At 60.8% G+C, this 21,836-nt stretch carries 22 protein-coding genes and 1 pseudogene; 13 read left to right on the top strand and 10 right to left on the bottom strand.

Translation table 11 applies throughout. The features are described from left to right. Positions 1 to 11: 11 nt before the first annotated feature. Positions 12 to 224, bottom strand: coding sequence for a DUF2842 domain-containing protein (locus tag ASD52_RS32705; protein WP_025426549.1), 213 nt, complete (start codon positions 222 to 224; stop codon positions 12 to 14). A gap of 156 nt (positions 225 to 380) precedes the next feature. Between ASD52_RS32705 and ASD52_RS32700 the strand changes: the two genes are divergently transcribed. After that, positions 381 to 1,484 carry a COX15/CtaA family protein gene (locus tag ASD52_RS32700; protein WP_025426550.1) on the top strand — a complete coding sequence of 368 codons (1,104 nt, stop codon included), beginning with the start codon at positions 381 to 383 and terminating at the stop codon, positions 1,482 to 1,484. Positions 1,485 to 1,555: 71 nt separating this feature from the next. On the opposite strand, the gene argC is transcribed toward ASD52_RS32700, so the two are convergent. Further along, on the bottom strand, positions 1,556 to 2,488 hold the full coding sequence (argC, locus tag ASD52_RS32695) for an N-acetyl-gamma-glutamyl-phosphate reductase (RefSeq protein WP_025426551.1): 933 nt from the start codon (positions 2,486 to 2,488) through the stop codon (positions 1,556 to 1,558). 300 nt (positions 2,489 to 2,788) lie between these two features. Here argC and ASD52_RS32690 point away from each other — a divergent pair, with 300 nt between their 5' ends. Then, positions 2,789 to 4,474, top strand: coding sequence for a sulfatase-like hydrolase/transferase (locus ASD52_RS32690; protein ID WP_025426552.1), 1,686 nt, complete (start codon positions 2,789 to 2,791; stop codon positions 4,472 to 4,474). A 12-nt stretch (positions 4,475 to 4,486) separates the two neighbouring features. Here ASD52_RS32690 and speB read toward each other — a convergent pair whose 3' ends face one another. Next, complete coding sequence (speB, locus tag ASD52_RS32685) at positions 4,487 to 5,449, bottom strand: agmatinase (protein ID WP_057211432.1); 963 nt, start codon at positions 5,447 to 5,449, stop codon at positions 4,487 to 4,489. A gap of 183 nt (positions 5,450 to 5,632) precedes the next feature. Further along, complete coding sequence (locus ASD52_RS32680; RefSeq protein WP_057226520.1) at positions 5,633 to 6,424, bottom strand: phenylalanine 4-monooxygenase; 792 nt, start codon at positions 6,422 to 6,424, stop codon at positions 5,633 to 5,635. 112 nt (positions 6,425 to 6,536) lie between these two features. Here ASD52_RS32680 and ASD52_RS32675 point away from each other — a divergent pair, with 112 nt between their 5' ends. Beyond that, on the top strand, positions 6,537 to 7,010 hold the full coding sequence (locus ASD52_RS32675) for an Lrp/AsnC family transcriptional regulator (protein ID WP_051509158.1): 474 nt from the start codon (positions 6,537 to 6,539) through the stop codon (positions 7,008 to 7,010). Between the two features lie 54 nt (positions 7,011 to 7,064). On the opposite strand, the gene rpsI is transcribed toward ASD52_RS32675, so the two are convergent. The 3 genes from rpsI to ASD52_RS32660 all read right to left on the bottom strand — a co-directional run bounded on the left by rpsI (position 7,065) and on the right by ASD52_RS32660 (position 8,653). Then, positions 7,065 to 7,532: a 30S ribosomal protein S9 gene (rpsI, locus tag ASD52_RS32670; RefSeq protein ID WP_025426556.1), complete on the bottom strand. Its 468-nt coding sequence runs from the start codon at positions 7,530 to 7,532 to the stop codon at positions 7,065 to 7,067. Beyond that, a complete protein-coding gene (gene rplM, locus ASD52_RS32665; RefSeq protein WP_025426557.1) occupies positions 7,532 to 7,996 on the bottom strand; it encodes a 50S ribosomal protein L13 in 465 nt (154 codons plus the stop codon). Before rplM ends, rpsI begins: the two co-directional genes overlap by 1 nt. Positions 7,997 to 8,221: 225 nt before the next feature. After that, positions 8,222 to 8,653 (bottom strand): PaaI family thioesterase, encoded by a 432-nt coding sequence (locus ASD52_RS32660; RefSeq protein ID WP_025426558.1) that lies wholly within the window; start codon positions 8,651 to 8,653, stop codon positions 8,222 to 8,224. 172 nt (positions 8,654 to 8,825) lie between these two features. Between ASD52_RS32660 and ASD52_RS32655 the strand changes: the two genes are divergently transcribed. Continuing rightward, positions 8,826 to 9,647 (top strand): enoyl-CoA hydratase, encoded by an 822-nt coding sequence (locus ASD52_RS32655; protein ID WP_025426559.1) that lies wholly within the window; start codon positions 8,826 to 8,828, stop codon positions 9,645 to 9,647. Between the two features lie 19 nt (positions 9,648 to 9,666). On the opposite strand, the gene ASD52_RS32650 is transcribed toward ASD52_RS32655, so the two are convergent. After that, entirely contained in the window at positions 9,667 to 10,503 is an 837-nt protein-coding gene (locus ASD52_RS32650; protein WP_025426560.1) for an EamA family transporter, read from the bottom strand. Between the two features lie 198 nt (positions 10,504 to 10,701). On the opposite strand from ASD52_RS32650, the gene ASD52_RS32645 reads away from it, so the two are divergent. From ASD52_RS32645 to ASD52_RS32635, 3 genes are all read left to right on the top strand, one after another. Continuing rightward, the gene (locus ASD52_RS32645) at positions 10,702 to 11,130 is read left to right on the top strand and encodes a CoA-binding protein (RefSeq protein ID WP_025426561.1); all 429 of its coding nucleotides are present in this window, start codon (positions 10,702 to 10,704) and stop codon (positions 11,128 to 11,130) included. A 212-nt stretch (positions 11,131 to 11,342) separates the two neighbouring features. Beyond that, complete coding sequence (locus tag ASD52_RS32640) at positions 11,343 to 12,626, top strand: O-acetylhomoserine aminocarboxypropyltransferase (RefSeq protein ID WP_025426562.1); 1,284 nt, start codon at positions 11,343 to 11,345, stop codon at positions 12,624 to 12,626. A 56-nt stretch (positions 12,627 to 12,682) separates the two neighbouring features. Next, a complete protein-coding gene (locus tag ASD52_RS32635) occupies positions 12,683 to 13,027 on the top strand; it encodes a cupin domain-containing protein (RefSeq protein WP_025426563.1) in 345 nt (114 codons plus the stop codon). 8 nt (positions 13,028 to 13,035) lie between these two features. Here the strand turns inward: ASD52_RS32635 and ASD52_RS32630 are convergent, their stop codons facing one another. Then, entirely contained in the window at positions 13,036 to 13,524 is a 489-nt protein-coding gene (locus ASD52_RS32630; protein WP_025426564.1) for a MarR family winged helix-turn-helix transcriptional regulator, read from the bottom strand. A 128-nt stretch (positions 13,525 to 13,652) separates the two neighbouring features. Here ASD52_RS32630 and ASD52_RS32625 point away from each other — a divergent pair, with 128 nt between their 5' ends. After that, entirely contained in the window at positions 13,653 to 14,471 is an 819-nt protein-coding gene (locus ASD52_RS32625) for an SDR family oxidoreductase (protein ID WP_025426565.1), read from the top strand. A 94-nt stretch (positions 14,472 to 14,565) separates the two neighbouring features. On the opposite strand, the gene ASD52_RS32620 is transcribed toward ASD52_RS32625, so the two are convergent. Next, the gene (locus tag ASD52_RS32620; protein ID WP_025426566.1) at positions 14,566 to 15,813 is read right to left on the bottom strand and encodes a cytochrome P450; all 1,248 of its coding nucleotides are present in this window, start codon (positions 15,811 to 15,813) and stop codon (positions 14,566 to 14,568) included. A 257-nt stretch (positions 15,814 to 16,070) separates the two neighbouring features. Between ASD52_RS32620 and ASD52_RS32615 the strand changes: the two are divergent. From ASD52_RS32615 to clpX, 5 genes and pseudogenes are all read left to right on the top strand, one after another. Beyond that, a pseudogene (locus ASD52_RS32615) lies at positions 16,071 to 16,641 on the top strand (VOC family protein). A 236-nt stretch (positions 16,642 to 16,877) separates the two neighbouring features. Further along, on the top strand, positions 16,878 to 17,735 hold the full coding sequence (locus ASD52_RS32610; RefSeq protein ID WP_025426567.1) for an endonuclease/exonuclease/phosphatase family protein: 858 nt from the start codon (positions 16,878 to 16,880) through the stop codon (positions 17,733 to 17,735). 22 nt (positions 17,736 to 17,757) lie between these two features. Beyond that, on the top strand, positions 17,758 to 19,317 hold the full coding sequence (locus ASD52_RS32605) for a phospholipase D family protein (protein WP_025426568.1): 1,560 nt from the start codon (positions 17,758 to 17,760) through the stop codon (positions 19,315 to 19,317). Positions 19,318 to 19,608: 291 nt separating this feature from the next. Then, positions 19,609 to 20,241 (top strand): ATP-dependent Clp endopeptidase proteolytic subunit ClpP, encoded by a 633-nt coding sequence (gene clpP, locus ASD52_RS32600; RefSeq protein ID WP_025426569.1) that lies wholly within the window; start codon positions 19,609 to 19,611, stop codon positions 20,239 to 20,241. Between the two features lie 294 nt (positions 20,242 to 20,535). Next, positions 20,536 to 21,813, top strand: coding sequence for an ATP-dependent Clp protease ATP-binding subunit ClpX (gene clpX / locus ASD52_RS32595; protein ID WP_025426570.1), 1,278 nt, complete (start codon positions 20,536 to 20,538; stop codon positions 21,811 to 21,813). Positions 21,814 to 21,836 lie beyond the last annotated feature (23 nt).

Genomic DNA, 21,836 nt, shown 5'->3' with positions numbered 1-21,836 from the left:
TCCCCCTTGGCTCAGCGGTCTTTCGCCGGCTTTTCCATCCACTTGATGATCAGCATCGCCGGCAGCACCCAGAGCAGGCCGGTAAAGAAGAAGTACATCAGATGCACCCACCACGGCGCAGCGCCGAGCAGCAGTGACGCGAAGGTGACGGCGGCGAGCGCATAGACGATGACGAGGATGATGATCAGGATCGTACCGATCAGCTTTCTGAGACGTACGGGCATTTCAATTCTTTCAAATGGCGCGAGATCCGGCCGCGACGGCATGCCGCAAAGGGTTCGGCCTTGTTTTGCATGCCGCTCTGGTGCAAATCAACGGCTTTCCGGCAGGCGCGGCGATGAACCGCTCGCCGCCAACCCCGCGATACCAGAGGGAAAGCCATGGCAGGCGTCGAATTGGCGACAGAACAGATGCTCCGAAGCGAGATTGGCAGGACCGATCGCAACCGCCGGCAGATCCGCGGCTGGCTCGTCGTCGTTCTCTTTACGCTTTTTGCGCTGGTGCTTGTCGGCGGCGCGACGCGCCTGACCGAATCCGGCCTTTCGATCACGGAGTGGAAACCTATCCACGGTGTGATCCCGCCGCTGACGGCCGAGGAGTGGGAGGAGGAGTTCCAGCTCTACCAGCGCATTCCGCAATACCAACAGCTCAACAACGGCATGACCGTCGGCGAGTTCAAGACGATCTTCTGGTGGGAATGGGCGCACCGGCTGCTGGCGCGCACCATCGGCATCATCTTCGCCGTGCCGCTCGCCTTCTTCTGGCTGACGGGTCGGGTCGAACGCCGGCTGCGCTGGCCGCTGCTCGGCATTCTGGCGCTCGGTGGCTTCCAGGGTTTTATCGGCTGGTGGATGGTTTCGTCCGGTCTGGTGGAGCGGACCGAAGTCAGTCAATACAGGCTGGCGACCCACCTCGTCATCGCCTGTTTGATCTTCGCCGCCTGCATGTGGATCCAGCGCGGCCTTTGTCCGCATTCCGATGATGCGGCGCCGACGGATCGTTCGCGTCGGATGGCCGCCATCATCGCAATCATGAGCCTGTTCCAGATCTATCTCGGCGCGCTGGTTGCCGGGCTCGATGCGGGCTTCAGCTACAATACCTGGCCGCTGATGGATGGCGCGTGGATCCCGTCCGATCTTTTCCTGCAGCACCCCTGGTGGATCAATGTCTTCGAGAACCCGAAGACCGTGCAGTTCATCCACCGGATCGGCGCCTACGTGCTGTTTGCGCTGGCGTTGATGCACGTGATCGCCTCGGTGCGGGCGGCGCCGGAATCGACCCATGCGCGCCGCTCGGTATTGCTGTTCGTGCTCGTCTGCGTCCAGGCGATCATCGGCATCACGACGCTCCTGCTGCAGGTGCCGGTCGGCTGGGGCGTCCTGCATCAGGGCGGTGCGCTGGTGGTGCTCGGCTTTGCCATCGCCCATTGGCGCGGCTTCATCGGCGAATATCCGAAGCCGACTGCAATCGAGTTGCGCAACTAAAACCCACAATCGCAAAGAAAAACCCGGCGAACGTCTCGCCGGGTTTTTTCGTTTGCAATTGCTGTAACCGATCAGGCGGACAGCATCAAATCCATGTTCTGGACAGCGGCCCCCGAGGCCCCTTTGCCGAGATTGTCGAGCAGAGCGACGAGGTTCACGTGAGTTCCGCCAGGCGTGCCGAACACGAACAGCTTCATCGTGTCTGCTCCTGCAAGTTCCGTGGCGTCGATGCGGCCGAGCTTTTCGCTGACGGCCAGCGGGACAACGTCGACGATCGATTGGCCGGCATAGTGCTCGACGAGCGCCGCATGAATGTTCTCGATCGTCGCGCCGGAGGCGAGATCGTCGAGATAGAGCGGAACCTGAACGATCATGCCCTGCGGGAATTTGCCGACGGATGGCGCAAATACCGGTGCGCGGTCGAGCAGGCCATGCATCTTCATCTCCGGCACGTGCTTGTGCTTGAGCGTCAGCCCATAGAGGAAATGTGGCGCGCTGATGTGATCCGGGTTCGCCTCGTCTTCCATCTGCGCGATCATCTGCTTGCCGCCGCCGGTATAGCCGGAAACGGCATTGACCGTGACCGGGTATCCATCGGGCAGGATGCCGGCCTGACGCAGCGGCCGGATCACGCCGATTGCACCCGTCGGGTAGCAGCCGGGATTGGCGACGTGGCGGGCGTCACGGATCTTGGCGGGCTGTGTCTTGTCCATCTCCGCAAAGCCGTAGGCCCAGTCGGGAGTGATGCGATGCGCGGTCGACGTGTCGATGATGCGTACCCGGTTGTTGCCGGCAACCATGGAGACGGCCTCGCGCGATGCGTCGTCCGGCAGGCAGAGGATTGCGATGTCGGCATTGTTCAGAAGATCTTCGCGCATCGCGGCATTGCGTCGCTCGGCTTCCGGTATCGACAGGAGTTCGAGATCGCTGCGGCCGGCCATGCGGGTGCGGATCTGCAGCCCGGTGGTGCCGTGTTCGCCATCGATGAAGATCTTCGGTTTCATGATTTTCCCGTTCGTCCAGAAGGTTACGAGTCATTCCGGAATCAATCTGACACAGATTTGATTCAGTTTCTCAACGCCCCGTTCGCGCGTGAAGCGCCCGCCCGGTGGCGCGGTGGTGTTCATATATAAGCAGCGGCCGGAGCCCGCAACTGGGCGGCCCGCGCAAGCAACGGGCCGGCGACGCCGCGCCGCGCATTCCACGCTTAACCATGAATTGTGATTTACAACCCAGAGGTTGCCTTGTCGTCGGTAATTCTGCATCTGAGGCGCTGTCATAAAACTGTCATATGGGAGCAGAGGGTGAAATACGTGATCGAGCAGGCCGGGCGCGTGCTCAGGCATCCGCTGCCTATCTCGCTGGCGTTCCTGACGCTGCTCCAGGCCTTACACTATTTCGATACGCGGTGGCGGTTCGTGCCCTTCCTCGTCGCCGTGACGCTGGCGATCGCCGCACTGCTGTTCCTCTTGTCGCGCCGGCCGACTTTTTCGCTCTGGGCAGCGGGATTGACGGTATTGCTCATTGCGGCGATGTCGGAGGTCAAGTTCCGCCTCAAGGGTTTTTCCCTGCACGTTTTCGATTTCGCCTTTACCGGCCTTGATCGATCTGCGCTTTCCTTTCTGGTCGGCTCCTACTTCAATTTGTTGATTGCCGGACTGGCTGCGCTGGCCGCAGCATTCGTGTTCCTGGTCGTGGCATTCAGGAGCGACCGCCGGTCGGCTCGCTCTTTTGTCGTGCGCGCTTGCCTGTTTGTCATAGCGGCAGTCGGTGTTGTCGCTCTTTATCCGCAGAAGAACGGCGAGCCAGACTACGTCCATTACATCTCCGGTTATGACGCCTCGTCCTTCTTCGTGTCGATCGGCGATCTTGAGTTTCCGCTCGGGCGGATCGTCCTTGCCGGTCGACTGGAAAATGTCGAAGCGGAGGGGAAGCTCAGCGATGACATCAGCTGCGGCGTGGCGGCCAGCCAGCCCGACCTGTTTCTCGTTCTCAGCGAGAGCCAGACCAGCCCCAGCTATTTCCCGCAGGTAACGGTCCCTGAATGGATGAGTGCGTCGTTCCAATCACAGGACGGCCGGGTGCATCCGATGCAGGTCGAGACGTTCGGCGGCGGCACATGGGTCACGAATTTCTCCGTGATGACGGGGCTCTCCGGAGCAGATTTCGGCTGGCAGAGCCCCTATGTGACGCAGATCCTGGAAGGCCGGGTCAAGGCGAGCCTGCCGAGCCTCATGGCACGCTGCGGCTATCGCACCATCGCCGTGATGCCGATGCAGGCGAGCTTCGTCAATGAAGGGCCGTTCCTGACCTCGATCGGATTCCAGGAAATCGTCGATTTCGACGCAATGAAACCGGAGTCGCACTTCGTGCGCGATCGTTTCTATTTCGATGTCGTAGAACGAATTGTGCGCGAGCACCGCGAAAAGGATCGGCGACCACTGTTCATTGCCATGCAGACCCTTTTCCCGCACGGCCCTTACGACATGACGCTGGTGCCGCAAGACGCCTTGCCGGACAAGGCTTTCGCTCCGGATGCCCAGGTTGACGAATACCTGCGGCGTGTTGCATTGTCCAAACAGGACCTGCAGGATTTTCGGCGCGAGCGTGAACGGATGCCAGGCCCCAATGGCACGATCGTGCTCGATTTCGGCGATCACCAGGCGGTTGCCACCAAGGACTACCTTGCCGCCGGTACCCCGGGAAACAATGTCTTTTCCGACCTGGGATCGATTGCCTACAAGACCTATTACACTGTGCACGGCTACGGGCGCGATATCGATATGCGGCCTTTCGCCATACCGTTGGACGTCGGTTTCCTTGCCGCAAGCCTGATCGAGGCTGCGGGCTTGCCGACATCGCCGACGTTCGAGGCGTTGGCACGACTACGCGATGCTTGCGAGGGGCGCTATCACGCGTGTCCTGATCGAGCGCTCGTCGATCAGCATCTCCGTCAGCGTCAGGACGCCGGTCTGCTCAATCTCGATTGACGGAGCAGGAAATCAGCGAAGCGTCGAACGCTCCGCCAGCTTTTCGGCGTGCAGGCCGAGCATGTACATGGCGACCGTCGCGCCGGCGATGGCGGTGATGTCCGCGTGGTCATAGGCAGGCGCGACTTCGACGACATCGCTTCCGACGACAGTCAGGGCTCCGAGCTTGCGTAGAACCGAGAGTATCTTGGCGCTGGATGGGCCGCCGGCGACCGGAGTGCCGGTGCCGGGCGCATAGGCAGGGTCGAGGCAATCGATGTCGAAGGTCAGATAGGCTTTGCGTTCCCCGACCTGCTGAATGATGGCGTCGGCAATGTCTGAAACACTCATTTCCTCGATGTCGTAGCCATAGAGAATGCGGATGCCGCAGTCTTCGGGCGCATGGGTGCGGATGCCGATCTGGATCGATGCGTCGGTATCGATCAGGCCCGCCCGCGCCGCACGGCCGACAAACGAGCCATGATCAATACGACCGCGTTCATCCGGCCAAGTGTCCTGGTGCGCGTCGAACTGGACGAGGGCGAGGGGGCCATGGATGGCCGCATGGGCTTTCAGGATCGGATAGGTGATGAAGTGGTCGCCGCCAAGCGTCTGCAGATAGGCGCCGCTCTTCAGGATCTTTGCCGCTTCGCGCTCGATCGTCGCCGGCGTTTTCGAGTGGTTGCCGTAGTCGAGCAGGCAGTCACCGTAATCGATGGTTGCCATTTCAGCAAAGAGGTCACGTTCGAACGGGTATTGCGGATCGTTGTCGAAGATCGCCGAGGCGCGGCGGATGGCCTGCGGCCCGAAGCGGGCGCCGGGACGATTGGAGGTTGCGGCGTCGAACGGGATGCCCCAGACGACGGCATCGACGTCCTTCAGCTGCTTTGAGTATTTGCGCCGCATGAAGGAGAGAATGCCGGCATGCGTCGGGTCCGATGCCGCCGATGTGAGTGAGCGCGCCGTTAGCGCGTGATCGATCGTCCTGTTCGCCATATCCCGTCTCCCGTGTATGGCGGAACGTTGGACAATCGTCGCCGGCAAGGCAAGTCCCTGCCGGCGAATTCTACTGCATAGTTCCTTAAATCGATTCCGATTTAAGGATAAAAATATGTAGCAGGTTCAAAGTGTTACAGCGTCCTTCGCGCGTCATATTTGACGCGCGGCGCTGTAATGCTGTCAGGACGCCTTGGCTTCGAAGGTCGGCGCGAAGTCACCCAGCGCCTTGGCCTCGGTAATGCGCGCGCCGATGTCCTCTTCGATGATGGACTCGAGCTGCGCGAAGCTGTCGATCACGTAGTAGATCGGCTGGACGATATCGATGCGATAGGGGGTGCGCAGCACCGTCATCAGGTCGAAGGGGCGAAATTCACTCGCCGACGGCTCCATCGCCGTGCGGGTCTCGTTCGGCGACGACACGATGCCGGCACCGAAGCAGCGCCGACCTTGCGGCGTGTTGATCAGTCCGAACTCGACAGTGAACCAGAAGATCCGGAACATATGCCAGGAATAACCCTTGCCAAGTGCGACGGACTTTTCGCCGAAGCGGCGGACGAAGTTGGCGTAGCTCTGGTTGGTCAGGAGCGGGCAATGGCCGAAGACCTCGTGGAAAATATCAGGCTCTTCGATATAGTCGATGTGTTCGCGCCTGCGGATGAAGGTTGCGAGCGGAAACTTGCCCTCAGACAGAAGTTCGTAGAACCGCGATGGCGGGATCAGTGCCGGTACGCCTTCGACACCGAAGCCGGTGGTTTCCTGCAGGCGGCGGTTGACGTCCTGCAACTGCGGCACGCGGTCAGGGCCAAGGCCAAGTTTGCGCGCGCCCTCCAGATATTCGTCGCAGGCCTTGTCGGCGAGCAGTGCCATCTGTCGCTGGTAAAGTTCGCCCCAGATCGCATCTTCCTCGGGCGTGTAGTGGTAGCTGCCATCGGGCTCCGGCAGTTTCGCGGTGTAGCTGCTTTCCTTGGGCATGACGTCTCCTCATTCGTCAAAACATCCGGTTGTTGCAATTGTATCGCGAATGGAGCGAGTATTTGTTTCACAGTTGCCGGCGGAAGCCGCTGATGCGGGAGGAAATTTCAAAATGTCGTCGGATTTGAAGGAAACTTCCCAGCCATTGCGCAAGCTGCTGAGGCTGATTCAGGCCGACAGCGGCCAGTCGCTGTCGGAGCTCGCGGAAAGCGCGGGCATGTCGCAAAGCTCCGCCTGGCGCCGGCTGCAGGAACTGGAGGCCGACGGCGTGATCCGCAAGCGGGTGGCGCTGCTCGATCCGTCGAAACTGGATCTGAAACTCTGCATCATCGCCCATGTGACGCTGGAGGATCATCATGACGAGGCCATCGCCTCTTTCTCGGCGGTTGTCCGCGATCGGCCGGAGATTATGGAGTGCTATGCGCTGTCGGGAACCTTCGACTACATGCTGAAGATCCGCGCGAACGACGTCGACAGCTATGACGCCTTCATGACGCGCTATCTCATGCGCAATCCGCATGTGCGCACGGTGGTTTCAAGCTTCGTGCTGCGCGAGTTGAAGTCGACGACCGAGCTGCCGATCTGAAACAAAAAAAGGCCGGGCGAACCCGGCCTTCCAAAATGCAGTGTCTTCCAGCGATTAACGCTTGGAGAACTGGAACGAACGGCGGGCCTTGGCCTTACCGTACTTCTTACGTTCGACGACACGGCTGTCGCGGGTCAGGAAGCCGCCCTTCTTCAGGACCGGACGCAGGCCCGGTTCGAAGTAGGTGAGCGCCTTGGAGATGCCGTGACGAACGGCACCGGCCTGGCCGGAGAGACCGCCACCGGCGACCGTCGCGTCGATGTCGAACTGGCCATCACGGGCAGCTGCGACGATCGGCTGCTGCAGGATCATCTGCAGAACCGGACGAGCGAAGTAGTCGAGGTACGGCTTGCCGTTGACGGTGATCTTGCCCGAGCCGGGCTTGACCCATACGCGGGCGACAGCGTTCTTACGCTTGCCGGTCGCGTAGGAGCGGCCCTGTGCATCGACCTTCTTGACGTGAACCGGAGCTGCCGGTTCCGCAGTCGTGGCGATTTCCTTGAGAGCGGAAAGGTCGGCCATTAGGCGCTCCTTGTGTTCTTGCTGTTCAGCTTGGCGACGTCGAGGACGGCCGGCTGCTGTGCTTCATGCGGATGGTTCGTGCCTGCGTAAACGCGCAGGTTCTTCATCTGGCGACGGCCGAGCGGGCCGCGGGGAACCATGCGCTCGACGGCCTTCTCGATGACGCGCTCCGGGAAGCGGCCTTCGATGATCTGGCGCGCGGTGCGCTCCTTGATGCCGCCGGGGTAGCCGGTGTGCCAGTAGTACTTCTTGTCGGTGTACTTCTTGCCCGTAAGCACGGCCTTCTCGGCGTTGATCACGATGACGTTGTCGCCATCGTCAACATGCGGCGTGAAGGTGGCTTTGTGCTTGCCGCGCAGGCGGTTCGCGATGATGGAAGCGAGGCGACCGACAACGAGGCCTTCGGCATCGATGATGATCCACTTCTTCTCCACCTCTGCAGGCTTCTGAACGAAGGTTGCCATAACAAAACTCTTTCTCTGGACCCGAACGGCGAACCGCTGGGCGTTTCTTGTTGCTTGGTTTTGACTGAAACTCAGCCAAAAGAAGAAAGCGGCCCGAGAGGGACCGCGATCTGAGGGTGCTTATACCCAAGCCCTAAACCGGCGTCAACAACGTGAATTTTGCAAGGTCGAAATAAAGTATTGCGAAAACAACGACTTAGCAATGTGGTGCATTGATACCTCAATTTACTGAGGCGGAATCGAATAGGTCGCTGTCGCATGCGCCACGAGATCGTCGCTGCTGACCATTGCGATAGCGGCGTCAAGAACGGCCAATCGCTTACCGAGCTTGAGGATGCGGCAGGTGCATTCGAGCGGCCGCGGCTCCGGCTTGCGCAGGAAATTGATGTTGAGATTGGTGGTGACGGCAAGCGCCACAGGTCCGATATGGGCGATCAGCGCGATATAAGCCGAAACGTCCGCAAGCGCGAAAAGTGTCGGGCCCGATACGGTGCCGCCCGGCCGGATATGACGCTCGTTCGGATCGAGTCGCATCGTCGCAAATCCGGGGCCGGCCTCGGTGACATGGAACACTTTGCCGTCCGTGTGGACCTGAGGAAAGTCCGTGTCGAGAAACCGGTTCAGCTCCTCGACCGTCATGATGGGCTGGATCTTCATCGGCAGGTATTCCTTTGCGCTAACATCGACACTTAGTGAAGCCGACATGCGTTTTTGCGCAAGGCGGAAAAAGGTCTAAGTCGCGACAGCTACCACTGACTTGAAAGGTTGCAGGAGGCGGCGTACCACGGATGCCCATTTACGGGGATAGACAGGACAGCAGGAGAAAAGCATGGCGGACGTTGTTTCATTTCGGAAGGAAGAGCCGAGTGCATTGCTGGTGCGCGAGCTTTCGGGACCGGTGCTTCGGCTGACGCTCAACAACCCGCCAGCCAATGTGCTTTCGATCGAGCTGATGGAGGCGTTGCATACGGCGCTCGATGCCGTTGCCCATTCCAAGGACATCAGAGTTGTCGTGCTGGCGGCATCCGGCAAGCTGTTCTCCGCGGGCCACGACCTCAAGGAAATGACGGCACATCGGGCCGATGCCGACGGGGGCAGGGCCTTCTTCGAAACGACGATCCGCCTTGCTGCAGATTTGATGATCAAGATCACGCGGCTGCCCCAGGCGGTCATCGCCGAGTTCGACGGCCTGGCGACGGCAGCCGGTTGCCAGCTTGTTGCCAGCTGTGATCTGGCGATCTGCACCGACAGCTCCACCTTCTGCACGCCGGGCGTCAATATCGGCCTGTTCTGCTCGACGCCGATGGTGGCGCTGTCGCGGGCAGCACATCGCAAGCAGGCGATGGAAATGCTTCTGACAGGCGAGACCATCGATGCATCGACCGCCAAGGATTTCGGCCTGGTCAATCGCATCGTGCCCCAGCAATATCTTCGCCAGGTCGTCGACAAATATGCAGCCGTCATTGCTTCGAAATCGCCGCAGGCGCTGAAGATCGGCAAGGAAGCGTTCTATCGCCAGGCGGAAATGAGCCTTCCCGAGGCTTACGATTATGCGGTCGGCGTCATGGTCGAAAATATGCTGGCAGGCGACGCCGAGAACGGCATCGGCGCCTTCCTCGGCAAGCGGATGCCGGAGTGGGATAGGGAATAATTGGGATTGGGAATAGCGGTCAGGCCAGTTTCAGGAGCAGGGCGCCAAGCGCGATTACGCAGGCGGCGGCGATGCGCCAGATGCTGACGCGCTCCTTCAGAAACACCACGGAGATAACGACAGCGAACAGGATCGCGGTCTCGCGCAGCGCTGCGACGGTCGCGACCGGCGCCTTCGTCATCGCCCACAGTGCCAGGCCGTAGGCGCCAATGGAGCCGGCGCCGCCGATGAGGCCGCGCCACCAGTTCTTGTAGACGTGGCGGGCGACCGGCTTGATGCCCCGCCGGGCAAAGGCCCAGGTAAACAGCAACACCGGCGGAAGCAGCGCCATCCACAAAGTGTAGGAGATCGCGTTGCCCGACACCCGCGCGCCGATGCCGTCGACAAAGGTATAGCATGCAATCACGCAGGCATTGAGTAGCGCCAGGATGATCGCGTGTTTGCCGCCTTTTCGCGATTCGAAGGCGAGCGTCAGCACGCCGACGCTGATGGTCAACACACCCGCCATGGCGCCGGTTGTCAGCTGCTCGCCGATGATGACGCTGCTGGTGGAGGCGACGATCAGTGGCGCGACGCCGCGCATCAGGGGATAGACTAGCCCGATATCGCCGGCACGGTAGGAGGCAGCGACCAGCTGGAAATAGGCAAACTGGAAAAGCGCCGAAACCAGGATGAACGGCCAGGCTTCCGGCTGCGGCAATGGCAGGAACGGCAGGAAAGGAATGGCCACGACTGCCGCGCCGAGTGCGATCATTGCCGCATCGAGCGATTTCTCCGAGCCCGCCTTGACCAGCGCATTCCAGGTCGCGTGCAACAGCGCCCCGAAGAGGACGAGCGCAATGACATCAAGGGGCAAGGTGAAACCTCAGTGGAGAATGGGGCAGGCCGTTGCCAGCGTTGTCGCGCCACTGTACGGGAAAAGCAACCGGAAATTGGCGGGAGGATGCCTGTGCGGCGCTACAGCCGTTCCGCCGCCGCCATCGGGCGCTCGATTGACACCCGCCGCCACCGTGCGAACTATACACGCGTATAACAGATGAGTTCGGATCAGAACATGAACCACGACGCCTACCCGGATTATTACCTCGCCGACATCCTGCGTTCGACAAAGACGATCGCCCTCGTCGGTGCATCGCCGAACGCCGAGCGGCCGAGCCATCGGGTCATGGCCTTCCTGTTGCGCAAGGGCTATCGCGTCATCCCCATCAATCCGGGTCATGTCGGCAAGACGATCCTCGATCAGCCCGTCGTCGGCAGGCTCACCGACGTCAAGGAGCCGATCGACATGGTCGACGTCTTTCGCGCGGCCCATGCACTGCCGGCGCTCGTCGACGAGATCCTGGCGCTCGAGACCTTGCCGAAGGCGATCTGGGGCCAACTGTCGGTGAGGCACGACGCCGCTGCTGCCAAGGCGGAGGCCGCCGGTATCAAGGTCGTCATGGATCGCTGTCCGGCGATGGAGTATCCGCGTCTGATCGGCTGACACGGCATCGGCCACAGCGATGTTTCGTGCAACCGTCAGTTTTGAAAAAATCTTTCTTTGACCACGCGTGGCGGCTCTGGGATAGTGCCGCCGCTCCAGCGCATGAAGCCGAAATCGAAGCTGTTCTTCGACGCGCACGATGCCTGGAATCAAAGGGATAGGGTGCGTTTGGCGCCTCCATGGGAGGTGCGGCGCGGTCATGGGAGGGACGAATGACGAAAGACAATCCTGGTTTCAGCACGCTCGCAATCCACGCCGGAGCGCAACCAGATCCGACGACGGGCGCCCGGGCGACGCCGATCTACCAGACGACCAGCTTCGTCTTCAACGACACCGACCATGCGGCAGCACTCTTCGGCCTCCAGCAGTTCGGCAATATCTACACCCGCATCATGAACCCGACGCAGGCGGTGCTGGAAGAGCGCCTCGCCGCATTGGAAGGCGGCACTGCGGCGCTGGCGGTTGCTTCCGGGCATGCGGCCCAGCTTCTCGTATTCCACACGATCATGAGCCCGGGTGACAATTTCGTCGCCGCCAACCGTCTTTACGGTGGCTCGGTCAATCAGTTCGGCCATGCCTTCAAGTCCTTCGATTGGCAGGTTCGTTGGGCGGATCCGGGCGATCCTTCGAGCTTTGAGGCGAAGATCGATGCGCGCACCAAGGCGATCTTCATCGAAAGTCTCGCCAATCCGGGTGGTACCTTCGTCGATATCGCCGCGATTGCCGAGGTCGCACACAAGCATGGCCTGCCGCTGATCGTCGACAACACGATGGCGACACCCTACCTGCTGCGTCCGCTGGAGCACGGTGCGGATATCGTCGTGCATTCGCTCACCAAGTTCATCGGCGGTCATGGTAATTCGATGGGCGGCGTCATCGTCGATGGCGGCACCTTCGACTGGTCGAAGTCCGGCAAGTACCCAATGCTGTCGGAGCCGCGCCCGGAATATGCAGGCGTCGTGCTGCATCAGGCCTTTGGCAATTTCGCCTTTGCGATTGCTGCTCGCGTTCTCGGGCTTCGCGACTTCGGGCCGGCGATTTCGCCGTTCAACGCCTTCATGATCCTGACTGGCGTCGAGACGCTGCCGCTGCGCATGCAGCGCCATTGCGACAATGCGCTCGCCGTTGCCAAGTGGCTGAAGGGCCACGACAAGGTGTCCTGGGTCAACTATGCCGGGCTTGAGGACGATCCGAACAATGCGCTGCAAAAGCGCTATGCACCGAAGGGTGCCGGCGCCGTCTTCACCTTCGGTCTCAAGGACGGCTACGAGGCAGGAAAGCGCTTCGTCGAGGGGCTCGAGATGTTCTCTCACCTTGCCAATATCGGTGATACCCGTTCGCTCGTCATTCACCCGGCCTCGACCACCCATCGTCAGCTGACCCCGGAGCAGCTGGTTGCGGCGGGGGCAGGTCCCGATGTCGTGCGCCTGTCTGTCGGTATCGAAGACGTTTCCGACATCATCGCCGATCTCGAGCAGTCGCTCGCAAAGATCTGATATTGATATGAAAAAGAGGGGACGGACCTTCCGTCCCCTTATGGAGTTGGTGCGTGATGGTGAAGATGCAGAAATTCGACTTGGCGGCGATCGAGCCCGAAGTCGGCGGGCCTGCGGCCGATCGGCTGATTTCCGGCACGCCTCGGTTCCGCACCTGGAACGTCGAGGAGGCCGATGGCGGGATTTATGCCGGCGTCTGGGAATCCACGCCCGGAAAGTGGCGCATCGCCTATGACGAATGGGAGTACTTCCATATCCTGTCGGGCTACTCGGTCGTCACCGACGACGGCGGCGCAGTGGTGCACCTGCGCGCCGGCGACAGCATGATCCTCCAGCCCGGTTTCAAGGGAACGTGGGAGGTCATCGAGACGACCCGCAAGGATTACGTCATCCGCCTCTGATCGACCCGTTATCCCTTTGCGCCCGGCTCGGTACCGTCCGATGCCCGGGTGAACGCTTCGGCAAACGAGGCTTCCGAGATTCCGTTCAGCGCCCGCCGCAAGGCTTCGGCCTCCTGTTTACCGAGAGCATTGTCGAAGCGCGCCTGCGCCTTGCGCCAGAGATCCGTCGTCTCCCGCTGCTTCTTGGCGCCGAAGGGCGTCAGCTGAACGCGCTTCACTCGCCGGTCCGACGCGTCGGGCACAAGCTCGACATAGCCGTCGCGGATGAGTGGCTTCAGCGTGTGACCAAGCGCCGACAGGTCCATCACCAACAGATCCGCGAGCGTGCGCAGCGACGCATTCTTGCTATGGGCGATCTGGCTCAGCAGCGAATACTGCGTGCCGCGCAATCCGCTTGGTGCGAGCACATCCTCATAGAGCTGTCCTAACTGTCGCGAGGCGCGCTTCAGCGCACTGTTGGTGCAGAAGTCCCAGATTCCCTTCGGCGTGTCGTCCATCGTTTCCTCCGTCGGGAGCTGCGGCGCCCATTTTCGACTTTGGTAGCGCCACTCTTGCGCAGCGTCCAGTTTGCTGTATATTTAGTGGCATATACCACTAGATTGAAATCCGAACAAGGAAACCGACAATGCGTGCAGTGGAGAAAAGGGGTAAGGCGCTGGTGACGGGCGCGTCGTCGGGCATCGGCGCGACCTATGCGGACCGCTTGGCGCAACGCGGCCATGACCTGGTTCTGGTGGCACGCGATAAAAAGCGTCTCTCCGATCTTGCCGCCAAGCTGTCGGCGCAATACGGTGTGACGGTCGACGTGCTCAAGGCGGACTTGACGCTACGGGATGACGTAAGGCTGGTCGAGAAGCGCCTGCGCGAAGACGAGGCAATCGAACTCCTTGTCAACAACGCGGGGATCGGTCCGAAGGGACCGCTGCTCACTGATGACCTGGACTATCTCGAAGCCATGATCGAGCTGAACGTCGTCGCCGTGAACCGGTTGGCGATTGCCGCCGCCCAGACATTCGCGATGCGCGGCAAGGGAGCGATCATCAACATCGCCTCCGTCGTCGCGCTGGTGCCCGAGCGGTTCAACGGCACATACAATGCCTCCAAGGCGTTTGTGCTTAACCTGACGCAATCGATCAACGTGGAAGCGGCAGACAAGGGCGTCAGGGTTCAGGCGGTGCTGCCCGGGCTGACCCGCACCGAGATCTTTGACCGGGCCGGCGGCTCGATCGACCGGCTCGACCCTTCGATGGTGATGGACGTCACCGATCTCGTCGACGCGGCACTTGCCGGTTTCGACCAGGGAGAACTGGTCACCATTCCATCGTTGCCCGACGCTGCCGACTGGCACGCCTTCACAAAGGCGCGCATGGTGCTGTCGCCCAATCTTTCGCATGACAGGCCGGCGGCGCGCTACGGTGTCGAACAGACGGCCGCCGCCGTCTAAACCCCAACGCATTCGCCTCTGCAATTGGGATCAAACGGCTTCGGCGGTTGCGTCGAAGCCGTTTGCTTTGCGCAGACCGGGCAGGGGTGTCCCTTCACCAAACGAGATCGAGCCGCTCCAGGCCATGGAAATGGAAACTGTCCTTCACTTCCGGCGGGTGTTTCAGCCGCATCCCGGGCAAGCGCTGGAACAGGATCGGCAGCGACAGCTTGAGTTCGAGCCGGGCGAGCGGCGCTCCGATGCAGAAGTGCAGGCCCGCACCGAACGAGACGTTGACGCCCTCGTCGCGCGCAGGCTTGAAGCGGTCAGGGTCGCTGAACTTCCGCGGATCGACATTGGCGGCACCAAGAAGCAGGCCGATCTTGTCGCCCTTGCGAAGCGCAATCCCTTCGTCGAGTTCGATATCCGACAGCGCATAGCGTTGAAAGATATGCAGCGGTGCGGCAAATCGGAGGCACTCCTCGATCGCAAGATCGGTCGTCGCCTCCGTTGCGAACAGATCTCCCGGCGCGTGGTCCGACTGCAGGATCGTTCTGACCGCGTTGCCGATCTGATGGACGGTCGCCTCGTGGCCGGCGTTGAGAAGCAGGGCGGCCGTCGAAACCAGCTCTGCCTCGGACAATCGCTCTCCATCTTTCTCCGACGTGATCATATGTGTCAGCAGATCGTCGGCCGGCTTGCGGCGCTTCTCGGCGATGATGGTCTTGAGGTAGTCGGCGAAGTCGGCGGAGGCCTGGTTGGCGTCGAACTCGGTCTCGTGGCTCCGATTGAAGACGTACATTCTCACCATGCGATGCGACCAATCGAGCAGGTTTGGCGCGGCGTCGACGGGAATGCCGAGCATCCTGGCGATGATCGTGACCGGGATCGTTTCGGCATAGGTCTTCAGTAGCTCGACTTCGCCGTCCTGCTCGAAACCGTCGATGATCGTATGCGAAAGCCGTTCGATGTCCGGCCGCAACTGTTCGATCTGCCGGGAGACGAAGGCGCGGTTGACGAGGGTGCGAAGCCTGGTGTGGGTCGGCGGTTCGAGCTCCAGTAGCGAATGCTCCTCAAGTGCGTCGAAATCCTTCAGATGCGGCTTCGGTGCCGGCATGCCGAGTTCTTCGCGTGTCGCCACGTGTAGGATCTGCCGGCCAAAACGCCGGTCGCGTAGCAACGCGTTCACCTGGTCGTAGCCCGCGAAATACCATTGTTCGCGCTCGCTCCAGTAAAATGCCGGGCAATGGGCGTGAATTTCCGCGTAAGCCGACAGTGGCGCACGGTAGAAATCCGGGTCGTGCACGTCGATCGAAACGCTTCGCTTGGCGCTGTCGATGATGATGGCGGGCTTGGGCGGCATGATCTGGCTCTTTGCAAGGCGGGTGCGACAGCTATTTCTAAGGGCGACCGGGTTCGCCCCGCAAGAGTACAAGTTGCAGAGCCCTGACCGATCGACAGCGCGACTGAGTGGTTGTCGCAACGGGTCATCGGCTTGCGGTATCAGCGCGTTGACAAGATAGCTCACCGCGAGTCAATGTTCTGACGCTGCGTAGGGCGCATCGGTGCAAGGTCGAAAGGGCAACGCCCACCTACGGTAGATAGACCTTAGTTGCGCCCATGCCGAACCTCGAAAACCTCAAGAAGCAGGCCCGACCTGGATGATCGGGAAATATTGAAGGCAGACTTCAAGCTCGCCGACGCCCAGGAACTGGTCGCACGCCAGATGGGTTTTGACGGCTGGCAGGCGCTCAAATCAGGAGCCCTGACAATGACCATGCAAGCAAAACAAGCAGCACCGCGCCCTGTTCTGCAATCGACTTCGGCACAATTGTTCGTCGCCGATATCAAGGCGTCTTGCGACTTCGTCACCGACAAACTCGGTTTTGCCGTCGACTTCGTCTACGGCGATCCACCCTTCTATGGCCAGGTGAAACGCGACAATGCGCTGCTCGCATTGCGCCTGGTCTGCGAGCCTGTCTTCGTCGGCGACATCAGAGAGCGGGAGCATCTGCTTTCCGCCTCCTTGACCGTCGCCACATCGGATGAGCTCAAGCGCCTGTTCCTCGACTATCAGGCCGCCGGCGTGCGTTTTCACCAAACATTGCGGACCGAGCCTTGGGGTGCGCGGAACTTCATCGTCCTTGATCCCGACGGCAATCTGATCCTCTTTGCCGGTCCGGCGGATTGAAGGTCGCGTTTGCGCAACGGCGGGTGGCCCGGCGGCCGGCCGTCATTCTCCAGCCCTCAAAAATGCGGGAAACAGTCTACCTGTGCCTTGAGGTCTGAGCGGCGCCGATGACTGTGGAGCAGTTCGAAAAAGCGCCACTGCCGCCATTTCGAACGGAACAAGTTTTGGTCTGGAGCCTTTTTCAGTGGCGTCCGGCGACCTATTTGCGCATGATGCGGCAGCAAGCAGGGAGCGGCATGGCAAAAAACCAGACCAGTCTATCGGCGGGCATCGTAGCGGCAATCCGCAAGCGGCGACCCACCGTCGTCAGCCGTGAGGCGGCGGTCAACCGCGGTGATATCGTCATCGCTTCCTACAACATCCACAAATGTGTCGGCACCGATGGCCGCTTTGATCCGGGCCGCACGGCCCAAGTGATCGGCGAACTCGGCGCCGATATCGTCGCCCTTCAGGAAGCCGACCAGCGGTTCGGTGAGCGGGCAGGGCTCCTCGATCTGGAACATCTGCGGCGCGAAGCGCATCTCGTATCCGTTCCGATCTCGGGCTTCTCCACCAAGGGGCATGGCTGGCACGGCAATGTGCTGCTTCTGCGTGAAGGTGCGGTTTCCGACGTACAGCAACTGAAACTTCCGGGTGTCGAGCCGCGCGGAGCGCTCGTTGTCGATCTTGACCTCAGGATGGGGCCGCTGCGCGTGATCGCCGCCCATCTCGGATTGCTTCGTCATTCCCGCGCGCAACAGGCCGAGGCGATCATCGAGGCGGCCTCCGATGCGGGCGGGCGACCCACGCTTTTGATCGGCGACCTCAACGAGTGGCGCATGGGCAAACGGTCGTCGCTGTCCTTCCTTAGCCCCGTCTTCGACCCCTCGCATGCGACCGTCGCGAGCTTTCCCTCTCGCTTTCCGCTGTTGCCGCTCGATCGCGTTCTCGGCAACCCGCACAGCCTGGTGACATCGGTCGCAGTGCACGATTCTCCTCTGGCCCGCATCGCTTCCGATCATTTGCCGGTCAAGGCATCGATCGATCTGAAGGTCGGCAAGCGGGAAGACCATAACAACGAACGGATTGAAGTGAGCCGGGCCGGATCGGCCTGAGACACTTTCTGGCGGGCAGGTGATGTTGTCCTTTGTCATTGTTGCCGTTGTCGCCATCGGCGGCGCGTTCGGTGCGGCGATTTTCTATGTCTATGGCCGCTTCGGTCGGCGTCCCCATGGAGACCCGTCTGCTGCACTCCCTGTCGCTGACGCCGATACCGAACTCGATCGGGCCATAGGCCCGCTGCTTCGCACCCGTTCCGGAAAGAACGGCATATCGCTGGTCTCTGACAACATCGAAGCTTTCGTCGTCAGGGCGCATGCGGCTCGCAGGGCCGGCCGCGGCCTCGACCTGCAATACTACTACTGGAAGGATGACTTGACCGGTCTCTTGCTCACGCGTGAAATCCTGACGGCTGCCGACCGCGGCGTCCACGTCCGCCTGCTGCTCGATGATATCAACGCCGGCATCCACGACCGGATGTGCATCGCGCTTGATGCCCACGAGAACATTGAGGTCCGGCTCTTCAATCCAAGCCGTGCCCGCACCGATCGTATCCGCCGGGGTTTCGAGATGGCCATCCGCGCTTTCAGCGCCACACGCCGCATGCACAACAAGCTGTGGGTTTCCGATGCGCGCCTGGCCATCGCCGGCGGGCGCAATATCGGCGATGCCTATTTCGACGCGGCCGAGCTTTCAAACTTTCGTGACCTCGATCTCTGGATGATCGGGCCGGTGGTCGATCAGGCAACGGCAATGTTCGATCGCTATTGGAACAGCACGTCCGTGCTGCCGATCGCCAAACTGCGCACCCCCCGCAAGCAATATCTGCCGGCGCTGAGGGAGGCGCTCGATGCCCATGCGCGCACGCCTGCCGCCCGTTTCTATCTGGAGCGCGTGACTGACGCGATGGCCGAAGAGACGTTCTATAGCGGCTCGAGAAGGCTGTACTGGATCGACAACGTTCGCCTTGAGGCCGACCCGCCCGAGAAGGCGCTGATGCAAAAGCGGCAGAACTGGCTGCTGCGCGAACTCTTCCCGCTGATCCAGGCGGCAAAGAACGATCTGCGCATCATTTCGCCCTATTTCATTCCCGGCACGGCCGGGACGCGCGAACTGACGGCGCTTGTGAAAAAGGGCATCCGCGTCGCGGTGCTGACAAATTCACTGGCTGCGACCGACGTCGCGGCCGTTCATGGTGGCTATGTGAAGTACCGTCGAAACCTCGTTCGCGCCGGTGTCGAGCTTTTCGAACTGAAAGAGCAGGGCGATACGGTCGAGAGTCATCGTATGTCGCTGTTTGGCCGGCGCAATGCGAGCCTGCACAGCAAGGCCTTTGTGGTCGATGGTCTGAACGGCTTCGTCGGTTCGATGAATTTCGACCCGCGGTCGGCATCGCTGAACACCGAAATGGGCGTTGTGTTTGTGGATGCAGCACTTGCCGGCGAACTCGCCACGATGTTTGAGGACGAGACGGCCCCGTCCGTCAGTTATCGGCTAAGCCTTGAAGGTGCGCGGCTCGTCTGGCGTGACCGAACCAACGGGACCGAGCGGCGGCTGCGGCGCGAGCCCGACGCCAGCCTGCTGAGGCGCGTTATCGCCGGGATCATCCGTATCCTGCCGATCGAATCGCAGCTTTGAGGTCCGCCGTGGCGCGCGCGCCGTTTACCGTCCGTTTACCCAGCGGTGGCGAATGCTGTGCGGAAAGCGCAAAAGCCAGGGCGTTGGCAAAGGCGGCGGCGAAAAAATGTTCTATCAGCAATCACGTGTGGAGGACCGCTGTTCTTAGGCTGGAAGGGCGCCGCCGATTAAGGTTATCGGAGGTTGGCGACTTGAAGTGAAGGGTGTTGACACTCTATGTAGGGGCAGAAGGCTAATCCTGTGATTCCCGGTTCGCAAAGGCATTGCGGGCCCGATTGATGAAGGTTCGATATGAGAAATCCAGTTGATACCGCCATGGCGCTGGTGCCGATGGTTGTGGAGCAGACCAACCGCGGCGAACGTTCCTACGATATCTTTTCGCGCCTTCTGAAAGAGCGCATCATCTTCCTGACCGGTCCGGTCGAAGATCAGATGGCAACGCTCGTCTGCGCCCAGCTTCTTTTCCTCGAGGCAGAAAACCCGAAGAAGGAAATCGCTCTCTACATCAATTCGCCGGGTGGCGTCGTTACCGCCGGTATGGCGATCTACGACACCATGCAGTTTATCAAGCCGGCGGTTTCGACGCTGTGCATCGGTCAGGCCGCCTCGATGGGTTCGCTCCTGCTGGCTGCCGGCCACAAGGACATGCGTTTCGCCACCCCGAACTCGCGCATCATGGTGCATCAGCCGTCCGGTGGCTTCCAGGGCCAGGCCTCTGATATCGAGCGTCACGCCAAGGACATCCTCAAGATGAAGCGGCGCCTGAACGAGGTTTACGTCAAGCATTGCGGCCGGACCTACGAAGAGGTTGAACAGACGCTCGATCGCGACCATTTCATGAGTTCCGACGAAGCGCTCGACTGGGGTCTGATCGACAAGGTCATCACGTCGCGCGAAGCGATCGAGGCTGCAGAGCAGGCGTGATAACGCGCTTTTGTGTCACGATAGATGCAATTGTGACACAATTGTAATGGTGAAAGGGCTTTATCGAGGGGGTAAAGCCGCTAAGATGACCCCTTAATGTTCTATTGAGCTGTGAAGACATAGGGTTCAGAGTTAGGTGGGAGAGTCGTTGCGGCCGAATCTTGGGCAAAATGCCCTGATACGGTGAGTACTCCCGGAAGCCCTCTTAATGCGGCGCAGGTCTTTGCGCGGGGCGAATTGAGTGGTCCGTGATATCTTTTCCGAAGATGTCCGGCGTGCTGGAAGGAAATGGAAATGAGCAAGGTCAGCGGTAGCAACGGCGGTGACTCGAAGAATACGCTTTATTGTTCGTTTTGCGGCAAGAGCCAGCACGAAGTCCGCAAACTGATTGCCGGACCGACGGTCTTCATCTGCGATGAATGCGTCGAGCTCTGCATGGACATCATTCGCGAAGAGAACAAGACCTCGATGGTCAAGTCCCGCGATGGCGTTCCGACCCCCCAGGAAATCATCAAGGTCCTTGACGAGTACGTCATCGGCCAGCAGCAGGCGAAGCGCATTCTTTCGGTCGCCGTGCACAACCATTACAAGCGTCTGGCCCATGCGGCCAAGGGCAGCGATGTGGAGCTGGCGAAGTCGAACATCATGCTCGTCGGCCCGACCGGTTGCGGCAAGACCTATCTCGCACAGACGCTTGCACGCATCATCGACGTGCCCTTCACGATGGCCGATGCGACGACGCTGACGGAAGCCGGCTATGTCGGTGAAGACGTCGAAAACATCATCCTGAAGCTGCTGCAGGCTGCCGACTACAATGTCGAGCGCGCCCAGCGCGGCATCGTCTACATTGACGAAGTCGACAAGATCTCGCGCAAATCCGACAACCCGTCGATCACCCGTGACGTTTCCGGTGAGGGCGTGCAGCAGGCGCTCTTGAAGATCATGGAAGGCACTGTTGCTTCGGTGCCGCCTCAGGGTGGCCGCAAGCATCCTCAGCAGGAATTCCTGCAGGTGGATACCACCAATATCCTGTTCATCTGCGGCGGCGCCTTCGCCGGCCTCGATAAGATCATCTCCGCCCGTGGCGAGAAGACGTCGATCGGTTTCGGCGCGACGGTTCGCTCGCCGGAAGATCGCCGCGTCGGCGAAGTTCTGCGCGAACTCGAGCCGGAAGATCTGGTTAAGTTCGGCCTGATCCCGGAATTCATCGGCCGTCTGCCGGTTCTGGCAACGCTCGAAGACCTCGATGAGGACGCGCTGATCCAGATCCTGTCCGAGCCGAAGAACGCTCTGATCAAGCAGTACCAGCGGCTGTTCGAGATGGAGGACGTCGAACTGACCTTCCACGAGGACGCGCTGCGCGAGATCGCCCGTCGCGCCATCGTGCGCAAGACCGGCGCCCGTGGCCTGCGCTCGATCATGGAAAAGATCCTGCTCGACACGATGTTCGAGCTGCCGACGCTCGAAGGCGTTCGCGAAGTCGTGATCTCCGACGAGGTGGTGAAGGGTGCGGCGCGGCCGCTCTACATCTATTCCGAGCGCTCGGAAGAGAAGGCGAACGTTTCGGCCTGATCGCAGGCCCACAGATCGGACCT

It is taken from the genome of Ensifer sp. Root142 (assembly GCF_001426785.1).
GTDB classification, from domain to species: Bacteria; Pseudomonadota; Alphaproteobacteria; order Rhizobiales; family Rhizobiaceae; genus Ensifer; species Ensifer canadensis.
Note: the sequence above shows the minus strand (reverse complement) of the source record. Positions and strands in the feature narration are given on the sequence as shown.